The sequence below is a fragment of the Marseilla massiliensis genome, assembly GCF_016899855.1.
In the GTDB taxonomy this organism is placed as follows: Bacteria; Bacteroidota; Bacteroidia; order Bacteroidales; family Bacteroidaceae; genus Prevotella.
Map to the genome: position 1 here is coordinate 1 of NZ_JACJJG010000105.1, position 9255 is coordinate 9255.

Consider the following 9255-nt stretch of genomic DNA (forward strand, 5'->3'; position numbering starts at 1 on the left):
TCTCACCTTCTCACCATCTCACTTTCTCACCTTTTACATTCATTCCTTAAGAATATCGTTCCAGATCTTTCTCAAGCGGTCAACAAGGGGCATTACAGGTTTATGTTGCGTGCCGGTGTCGTCCGTCGGGATGTCGTCAGAAGGTTCAGTGACGGTATCGCCCCCGCCTGACGGCGTGTCGCTGGTTGCTGGTTTGTCGCCGGTGCCGCCGCTAACGGTTATCGGAATGTCAGCCGGGTCTTGCCGGGTGGTGTTAGCCTTGACGTCGGCAGGCGAATAAAGTTTCTTTATCAGGGCTCGGTAATAATCCGTATCGTTGTCGGCAAAGTCGTTGTCCATGCGTCTGAAGTCGTCGCTGTCGTCGTCAAGACCTGTCGCAAGGATGGCTATCTTGGCGTCGCTGTCTAAGGTATTATCTTCTGAAACGCCCCATATAACGTCAATTTGCGGTGACAGTTCGTCCATGAAGGCGTCAATCTCCTGCAGCTCGTCAACAAACAAGGGGCAGTCGGTACTGGTGTAGATGTTGAACAGTATGCGCTTAGCCCGGCTTATATCGCTGCCGTAAAGCAACGGAGAGTCAAGCGCGTTGATGATGGCTTTCTCCACACGGTGTTCCCCGCCGGCACGCCCTATGGCCATGATGGCACCGCCGCCGCTCTTCATTGTCGACTCAACGTCACGGAAGTCAAGGTTGATATCACCCTCGATGGTTATCAGTTCAGATATGCTCTTGACGGCGTTGCTCAGTATTTCGTCGGCCCGTTTGAATGCCTCTTTCACGGGTATGCGCGTGTTAGAGTATATGTCGCACAACCGTTCGTTGTTCACAATGAGCAGAGCGTCTACGTTCTTGCGCATTTCCTCGACGCCCTTCAACGCCTTGATGATTTTCTTTTCCTTCTCGAAGTAGAACGGAATGGTTACCACTCCGATAGTCAGCATGCCCATTTGCTTGGCAATGTTTGCCACCACCGGGGCGGCGCCCGTGCCCGTACCGCCGCCCATTCCGGCAGTGATGAACACCATCTTGGTATTGTCTGAAAGCAGCGAACTTAGCGCCTCTATGCTCGACTCGGCCTCCTTGCGTCCCTGTTCGGGCACTCCTCCTACGCCGAGTCCTTCCTCGCCGAGGAGCACCTTGACGGGAACGGGCGACTTGACAAGCGCCTGGCTGTCGGTGTTGCATACGGCGAACGTCACGTCGCGTATGCCCTCCTGGTACATATTTTTTACGGCGTTGCAGCCTCCACCGCCAACACCTATTACCTTGATGATATGCTTGGTCATGTCTACCGGCGCCCCGAAATCTATCACGCCGTGGCTTCTTGCTTCCATGTTCATTACGTTTTGTGTAAAATCCCGATAGGCTTGAATTCATGAATTTAGAGAATTTATAGAAGTTATCACGTCGCTCCGCTTCGTTAGAAGTTATAGCCAAATGACCTGTTGACTATTCATTGCCCATTGCCAACCTTTCATTTAGCAAAGCTATCGGCTATAACTTCTTTAACTTCTTTTAATTCTTTAACTTCTCAATGAACAGCAGCCTGCGGATGTTCATTTACATTTTATGTTGCAAAGATAACCAACTTTCCATTTACAACAATACCTCTGCAAGGCTTGCGGACGAAAATTCACGCGCCGACATTAGCGTTTTTCATGAATATTGGAGTATTTTTGCATCATGGAAACCATGGACGAGAGCAACCGTACGGCGGAAGAACTGGCACAAGAACTGGGCAGACTGGTAAAGCTGTTGCAACAGACCGGACGCTATGACCTTATGTTAAAGGCCATAAGCGTGCCCGTAGTGGAGCAGCTGCGCATAGAAGCGGCCCGAGCAAAGCTGAGCCGGCTCGTCATAACAAAAAACTTCCGCTTCATCCTCGCTGACTATAACAAGGAGGTAACGCTCACTCCCGTGCACAAGGCGCTGTACATATTGTTCCTCAACCATGATGAAGGTATCGAGTTTAAAGACCTTGGCGACCATCGCGAAGAGCTGCGCCGGCTGTACAAGATGGTGGCACCGATGATTGATACGGCCAAAATCGACGATACCGTAAGCCGCCTGACCAATCCCATAGACAATGCTATCAACGAGAAATGCTCGCGCATCAAGGCCGCGTTTGCCGACCTTGTAGACGAGTACACGTTGAATTATTACATGATAAGCAGCCATACCACGCGCCACTTCAACAGCTCGTCGCGCGTGTGGTTCAAGCGTCTTAAACTGATAACGTTGCCCCGCAAGCTCGTAATCCGTGAGTATGAGGACACACTATGACAACAACCCTGACAGCTGTTTACCCCTAAATTTTGATACATTTATAACTTTCTGATAATCAATACATTATCTGTTTACACACAAAAGACGGCCCTTCGCGTCGCGAAAGACCGTCTTTGAGAATGTAAAAGGTGGCCTTTCGCAAGCCGAAAGGCCACTTTCTGCGTTACCGTGAAATATGATTCAGAAAACCGTATGCCGCAGCTTGTCCTACTGCTACTTAACCTTGTTTATCCATCCGGCTATATCCTGCATCACTTCGGGCGACATAGTCTCCTCTATCTGGTTATATTCGGTCACCATTCCGGTGGTACAATGCTGGAAAAGATGGTTCAGTCCGTCATACTCCTTTACTACGTTCATCTTGTTTGCGGGCAGCAGGCCACGTATTGCCGACAGGTTTTCGTCGGCAATTACCTGCATGTCCTTCGAGCCGTTGACGGCCATCACGGGGCATTTCTGCGCCTTTATGTCGCCCGTAGGGTCGTAAGAAATGAATGATTTAAGCCACGGCGTGCCACTTTCAATTACCTTCGCGAGGTTTGCCACGGCAGGTGCCGGCAGATTGACGCCGGTCTGCTTGACTATCTCCTGCGCCTTAGCGTTCGGGTCAGAAATGCTTTCCGTGCCTGCCATTGCGGTCAAAATGCCTTTAAGAGCCTTGCAATAACCGTCCGCCAAGCCGGCTGGCATTCCGCTTTGGGTTAAGATGCGACGGTTCTGTGTCAACAAAATGCTGTCTCCTCCGACGCCCGGGCCTGCCATGCTGACGATAAAGTCGGCCTTGCCTTGCGCCCCGAGCATAAACGCGATCAGACCTCCTTCGCTATGTCCGAGCACTCCCACCTTGCCGAACTCGTCCATACCGCGCGCTGCCTCGACAGCCGCCAAAGCGTCGCGCATGTTGCTTTCAACCGTGGCCGTAGCCGGATTGCCGGTAGACTTGTCCTTTCCTCGGTCGTCATAACGCAACGTAGCTATGCCGTTACGTGCCAGATAATCTGCCAAAACAAGGAAAGGTTTATGCCCGAACAGCTCTTCGTCACGGTTTTGCAGGCCGCTGCCGGTCACCATCACGACAACGGGCACATCCTTTTTATCCATCTTTTCGTATCCTAAAGGATAGGTCAGCGTGGCCCCGAGACTTACGTTGTCGGCCTTGTTGTCTATTTTCACGTCCTTGGTTGCGTAAGGATACGGCTCAACAGGCGTCTGTGGGCGGTTCAGTTTCACCGTGCCGGGTTTCAAGTTGAGCGTAAACGGCATGCCGCCCTGCGTGAAAGTACCCTTCATCTCACCGTCTCTCACCTCGCCTTCGTATGTCGCCATGAGGTTGGCAATGCTTACTTTCACCTTTGTTCCGTCGGTAACGGTTATATCAGCGTGTATGCCTTTAACCCCTTGGTCAGGACTGTCGAGAGTACACGCGAACTTTCCGTCGGCGCCTTTTGTGATATTAAGCACGATGGTAAGCTGCGTTCCGCCAACGCTGAGCTTACCCGTCCAGCTGCCGTCGACGCTCTGTGCCTGCACGGATAGCGCCATGAGAAAAGCAAAAAAGAGTAAGATTGTTTTTTTCATGATGTATTGTTTTATTATAAAAAATGCGTAAAATGATGTGCAAATATAGTAAAATGTGAGCGCAAAGGCAAGAAAAACGAAGTTTTTTAACGTGACATTGTCAAGCCGAATCCTATATTCGCGAAACAAAAAATACGCAAAAGAATAACACATCGTCACAGATATGCACAGAAAAGCGCTCCATTGCATAGTATTGAACTTAGCAATGGAGCGCTTATACAGTATCTTATAAGACTTTTACCGCTTAACCGTCAATCAGCAATCTGCACCGTCAGCGACGCATTCTGAATCTCTGTCATATTGCTGTTGCTGCAAATATCAACCAGCTTAGTTACGGTATTATCCTTTCCCTCATAAATTGCTGCCGGCACAAGGCTCAACTGCATAATCTTATGTGAGTTGATGAATCCGTACTGTCCGCCTGTTGGTCCCCAGAAAGCGATTGTCACGTCCTTGTGGGTCTCTCCGTCATAAGTCAATTCATCATAGACAACTGACTGGGGATAAGCGAAGAAAGAAACAATAGAACTGATATTATAAAGAAGGAAACTTCCATCTATTGTCTGGGCAGGGGCAGCCTCAATAGCCTCCTTCAGGCTTTTATGGCTGTCGGGAATGGCCTTCGCAAGCACTCGTCCTGGCACGTTGTAAATCGTAAACGTAGAGTCCGTCCTAACGGTTCCGCTTATATTCTCGACAGAATCAGTCTTATACGGATTGTTCTTATCCGTTATCGTATCATTATAAAAATAGATTTTGTTCTGGTATCTCCAATCTGAGCTGAAACCATTATACGGTCCTGCCATCTGTGTAAGATACGCCCGATAAGTTTCGGGGTCAATTCCGCCATCGTCATCGCTGTTTATACACGATGTTATTGACATTGCGCCGACGCAGCACAAAAGAATAATGAATAACTTGTTAAATCTTTTCATTGTTTTATGTGTTTATTAAATTTTCTATATATTTAAAACCTCTGTCGGCAAAAAACTTGCATCAAAAGACGAAAAAAATGTTTTTTTATATTTAATATTTACCGATTGCCTGTTTCTATATGTGCCTAACCTCACTGTGCAGCAGGTTCATAAACTCCTCACGGGTCTTCGCCTGGTTGAACGCTCCGGAGAAATCACTCGTCGTAGTGATGGCATTCTGCTTTTCCACGCCACGCATTTGCATGCACATATGCTTAGCCTCAACAACCACCATGACTCCCAACGGTTTAAGAGTTTCCTGTATACAGTCCTTTATTTGCAGGGTCATGCGCTCCTGCACCTGTAGCCGATGGCTGAAAATATCAACCACTCTTGCAATCTTGCTCAAGCCTGTAATATATCCATTGGGTATGTAAGCCACATGCACTTTACCGTAAAACGGAAGCATGTGGTGCTCGCAAAGAGAAAAGAAATCAATGTCCTTTACTATTACCATCTGGCTGTATTTCTCCTCAAACAGCGCATCAAGCAGTACTTTATGGGCGTCCTGGCCGTATCCACGGGTAAGTATCTGCATGGCTTTAGCCACTCGCATCGGTGTTTTTTGTAAGCCTTCACGGCCAGTATCTTCACCCAACAGTTCGATTATACTTTTATAATGAGACGCAAGGTCGTCAAGACCTTCGCGGAATTCGGTTTCGGGATTCATCTTGTTCTTTGTTTGTTATTCTATAAGCCACTATGTTTTGACACGGCGCCGCATATTGTCAAATCCGGCAATACACACAATCCGCCGTTCATCATAAAGGGCACACTAACGTAAGAAAGTTAATACGCGACTGTAATCTTGCCCTTTACTATACATGCCTGCCGGTACCCCATATTCTTGATTTCCTGCAACACTTCATTTGCCTCACCGTAAGTGCGGAAGTTTCCCACACGGCATATCCATCTCGGAGAATAAAAATGTACATAAATCGGCAGGTCTGGAAATCTTGACTTGATAGCGTTGCCTATGCTTTCCGCCTTCTGTCGGTCAGCCCTCGAGTTCCCTCCGGAGAACGCCTGCACACGGTATCCAGTTATTTTACGGGCATTTCGCAATACTTTCTTCGACGTATTAACGCTCGGTGACGTCACTTCCGCTTCATGCCTTGCCTCGGGCAGACGGCTGCTTACGGAACTTTCATCGGCCGTCTTGCTTACAGCCTCGTCCGGTTTTTCCGGCTTTGTAGGTGTAGACGGCCGTATGCCGCCCTGCGACATGGGAGCCGTCGACTGTTGCGGGATGGCGAGTTTTGCGTTGTTGACTAATTCGTCGATGTCTTGACTTTGGGTTACGGTCACGGTTCCTTGCCCTGATTTACGCTCCCTTAATTCGTTCAGGAATGACTGAGCCCCGGCTTCGGTGGCAAAACCACATGCCAGAAGCATTATTACGGCGAATTGTCTCATGATTATCTGTTTAATGTCCTTAATGTATAAACATAATAGAAAGAGTGGGACGTGACTCCTGTTGACGGTCTCACGTTCCCCTCTTTCAGATATAAGCTTATTATTTCCAAGCGTTGATGATACCCATGAAGTCAGCTGCCTTCAAAGAAGCGCCGCCGATAAGGCCACCATCAATGTCAGGTTTAGCGAACAGTTCAGGAGCGTTGCTTGCCTTGCAGCTGCCACCGTAAAGGATAGTGGTGTCGTCAGCAACAGCCTGTCCGTATTTCTCAGCGATGATGCTACGGATGTAAGCATGTATTTCCTCTGCCTGGTCTGCCGTTGCGGTCTTGCCTGTTCCGATAGCCCAAATTGGCTCATAAGCAATTATTATATTCTTGAATTCTTCCTCTGTGAGGTTGAAAACGCTGCCCTCAAGCTCGGCCTTAACGACCTCGTTCTGCTTGCCAGCCTCCCTTTCTTCAAGGCTCTCGCCGATACAGAAGATTACCTTCAGGCCATTCTTCAGCGCGAGAAGTACTTTCTCCTTCAGTATCTCGGGAGTCTCTGCGTAGTAACCACGGCGCTCTGAGTGGCCAAGAATAACGTACTGAGCACCTGTGCTCTTGACCATCTCGGCAGAAACCTCTCCCGTATATGCGCCTTTTTCCTTGTCGGCACAGTTCTCTGCGCCAAGTCCGATAACGTCTTGGTTGAGGAACTGAGCAATGCTTGCAAGATGGATGAACGGCGTACAGATGATAACGCCGCAATTAGGTTTCTCGTTTGTAAGAGTCTCATTTAGTTCTTTTGCAAGAGCGATACCGTCCTGCAGGTTCATGTTCATTTTCCAGTTACCTGCTACAATTTTCTTTCTCATGTTCTTTTTCCTTTTTAAGAGTTTATATATACGGTTTGAATGTTCTTTTTTTCTTATCCACTGGCTGAATTTCCAGGTACGGTCAGCGAACGTAAGAAGCATGAGCGGAAGGATATACCACAGCAATATCTGGGATATCTTGCTCGTTACGGAGTGCTCCGGCATGCGTCCGTATTCCGTATCTTCCAGCCGTGGCGACTTATAGTCAAGGCCGGGCAGGTCGTTATGGCTCCATTTCCCTATGACCGTTCCGTCCTTGAGCAACAGCAGGCCGGGATTACTTCTTATGACGGTCTTGAGTGTCGTCTCGTCAGTCAGGAAGAAATTATATTCCGCCCCGGTTATGTCGCGCCAATGGTTTATTGCCTCATCCGTGCTTGCCGTTAAGGCATAGAAGGGATATCCGTGGTCAAGCGAATACTCGTAAATGGCGTCTATCTCGCCGAAATTTGCATCGCTGGCCGTCTCAAAATGAGGAGATACTAACACGAACGAGTAACCTTTATGGTTGAGCACGCTGTCGGTGATGTCCTCGCTGCCGTCGGTCGTCTGTATCGAGAAGTCATGTATAGGAGGGACATATCCCGCCTCTGTCTGCACGGTCTTGCTGTCGATGAACGTCCAGGTGGAGTCCGGATAGTCGTCGAGCGTGAATTCCCTGCGCTGTCCGTCCTTTTCAAGTATGAACGTCGTCTCGAACTGTGGCTGCTTAGCCCCCTCGGGGATTTCCATTCCCTTCCGGATATTGGCCCCGATGTGGTACGGACGGAAGTCGAACGGCGGCAAAGTATAAAGGCTCATGCTGCTTGACACGAGGATAAACAGCATTGTATAGTTGACCACTATCCACTGATTTGAGCGGCTTATGAACCTCGGCATTGCGAGCGGACGCATGAACAGCAGTACGGTAGCTGCCAATAGCACCACGTTCTTGCCGAAAGTCTCCCAGTTGGTAAGCTTCACCGCGTCACCGAAACACCCGCAATCCTCAATTGGATTGTCAAGGGCGAGCCACAACGTAAGCGGCGTCATTACCGCCATGAAGAACAAAAGCAGGCGCGTAACGAGCCTGCGACGGATGGCGAAAAGGAGCAGCACGCCGAGACAGAACTCAATTCCGCCCAACAGCACGGAGACAGCAAGCGTAATATAGTCGGACACGTAGGCCGAGAGGTGCACCACTTCGAGATAGTCCTGCAACTTATACAGCGTGCCGAGTGGGTCGATGGCCTTGACGTATCCTGAAAAAATGAACGTCAACGCGACGACAAACCTGCACAGGTTGACAAGTATCCCGATAGTGATTTTTCTCGATACCATCTACTCGCCGGAAAGTTTTATAAGCCCGAAAACGGCATAGTTTATAATATCCATATAGTTGGCGTCTATTCCTTCCGACACGAGCGTTGCCCCGTGAATGTCCTCAATCTCCTTTATCCGCTGTATTTTGGTCAGTATAAAGTCCGTGTAACTGCTTACGCGCATCGACCTCCACGCCTCGTCATAGTCATGGTTCTTCTTCAGCATAAGGGCCAGGGCTTTACCGGCAAACGCGTCGTAAAGGGCCAGAGCCTCGTCGACGCTAATGTCGGGCGTATCGACAAAGCCCTTGCCAAGCTGGATAAGGCCTACTATACCATAGTTGATAAGTCCTACGAACTCAGGCCGTATTCCCTCGCCCACGAGCGACTCTTTCTTCAGTTCGAGGCTGCGTATGCGCTTTGCCTTGATAAACAGCTGGTCGGTAAGCGACGACGGGCGCAGAATGCGCCACGAAGGGCCGTAGTCATGCAGCTTCTTCGCGAACAGCTCACGGCATTCGGCCATGGCCGCCTTAAACTGTTCCTCTGTTTTGGAAGTGTCTTTTGCCATCATGTTCTGATTACGGGTGCAAAGGTAAATATATTTAAGGAGTTAAAGAAGTTTAAGGAGTTAAAGAAGTTAAAGAAGTTTATAGGGAGTTAAAGGAGAAAACTTAGGAGTTAAGGAGTTATGGAGTAAAGGAGTTAAGACGTATGTCCACTTGTTGCCGACAAAGCTTTCTATATCACGGCTAATGTCTTAACTCCTTTACTCCATAACTCCTTAACTCCTAAAATCTTATTCTCTGACTTCCTCCATCTTCTTCTTTATAT

8 protein-coding genes are annotated in these 9255 nt (G+C 48.8%); 1 reads left to right on the forward strand and 7 read right to left on the reverse strand.

Going from position 1 to position 9255, the window contains the following annotated elements; all coding sequences use genetic code 11:
* Positions 1-39: 39 nt before the first annotated feature.
* The gene (ftsZ, locus tag H6A34_RS12215) at positions 40-1338 is read right to left on the reverse strand and encodes a cell division protein FtsZ (RefSeq protein ID WP_205105745.1); all 1299 of its coding nucleotides are present in this window, start codon (positions 1336-1338) and stop codon (positions 40-42) included.
* A gap of 349 nt (positions 1339-1687) precedes the next feature.
* Between ftsZ and H6A34_RS12220 the strand changes: the two genes are divergently transcribed.
* On the forward strand, positions 1688-2290 hold the full coding sequence (locus H6A34_RS12220; RefSeq protein ID WP_338088664.1) for a hypothetical protein: 603 nt from the start codon (positions 1688-1690) through the stop codon (positions 2288-2290).
* Positions 2291-2506: 216 nt separating this feature from the next.
* Here the strand turns inward: H6A34_RS12220 and H6A34_RS12225 are convergent, their stop codons facing one another.
* From H6A34_RS12225 to H6A34_RS12250, 6 genes are all read right to left on the reverse strand, one after another.
* Positions 2507-3871, reverse strand: a complete 1365-nt coding sequence (locus tag H6A34_RS12225; RefSeq protein ID WP_205105746.1) for an alpha/beta hydrolase family protein — start codon at positions 3869-3871, stop codon at positions 2507-2509.
* Positions 3872-4122: 251 nt separating this feature from the next.
* The gene (locus tag H6A34_RS12230) at positions 4123-4806 is read right to left on the reverse strand and encodes a DUF4840 domain-containing protein (RefSeq protein ID WP_205105747.1); all 684 of its coding nucleotides are present in this window, start codon (positions 4804-4806) and stop codon (positions 4123-4125) included.
* Positions 4807-4921: 115 nt separating this feature from the next.
* Complete coding sequence (gene folE / locus H6A34_RS12235; RefSeq protein ID WP_021948716.1) at positions 4922-5515, reverse strand: GTP cyclohydrolase I FolE; 594 nt, start codon at positions 5513-5515, stop codon at positions 4922-4924.
* Between the two features lie 119 nt (positions 5516-5634).
* Positions 5635-6261, reverse strand: coding sequence for an SPOR domain-containing protein (locus H6A34_RS12240; RefSeq protein WP_205105748.1), 627 nt, complete (start codon positions 6259-6261; stop codon positions 5635-5637).
* Between the two features lie 100 nt (positions 6262-6361).
* On the reverse strand, positions 6362-8440 hold the full coding sequence (locus H6A34_RS12245; protein WP_021948714.1) for a BT_3928 family protein: 2079 nt from the start codon (positions 8438-8440) through the stop codon (positions 6362-6364).
* Complete coding sequence (locus H6A34_RS12250; protein ID WP_239480874.1) at positions 8441-8995, reverse strand: DUF1599 domain-containing protein; 555 nt, start codon at positions 8993-8995, stop codon at positions 8441-8443. It lies immediately after the preceding gene.
* Positions 8996-9255: the final 260 nt, after the last annotated feature.

Bases quoted from the DNA above. Each gene is read 5' to 3' on its own strand.
- folE (WP_021948716.1), bottom strand. From the start codon at position 5,515: ATGAATCCCGAAACCGAATTCCGCGAAGGTCTTGACGACCTTGCGTCT.
- H6A34_RS12230 (WP_205105747.1), bottom strand. From the start codon at position 4,806: ATGAAAAGATTTAACAAGTTATTCATTATTCTTTTGTGCTGCGTCGGC.
- ftsZ (WP_205105745.1), bottom strand. From the start codon at position 1,338: ATGGAAGCAAGAAGCCACGGCGTGATAGATTTCGGGGCGCCGGTAGAC.
- H6A34_RS12240 (WP_205105748.1), bottom strand. From the start codon at position 6,261: ATGAGACAATTCGCCGTAATAATGCTTCTGGCATGTGGTTTTGCCACC.
- H6A34_RS12225 (WP_205105746.1), bottom strand. From the start codon at position 3,871: ATGAAAAAAACAATCTTACTCTTTTTTGCTTTTCTCATGGCGCTATCC.
- H6A34_RS12245 (WP_021948714.1), bottom strand. From the start codon at position 8,440: ATGGTATCGAGAAAAATCACTATCGGGATACTTGTCAACCTGTGCAGG.
- H6A34_RS12220 (WP_338088664.1), top strand. From the start codon at position 1,688: ATGGAAACCATGGACGAGAGCAACCGTACGGCGGAAGAACTGGCACAA.
- H6A34_RS12250 (WP_239480874.1), bottom strand. From the start codon at position 8,995: ATGATGGCAAAAGACACTTCCAAAACAGAGGAACAGTTTAAGGCGGCC.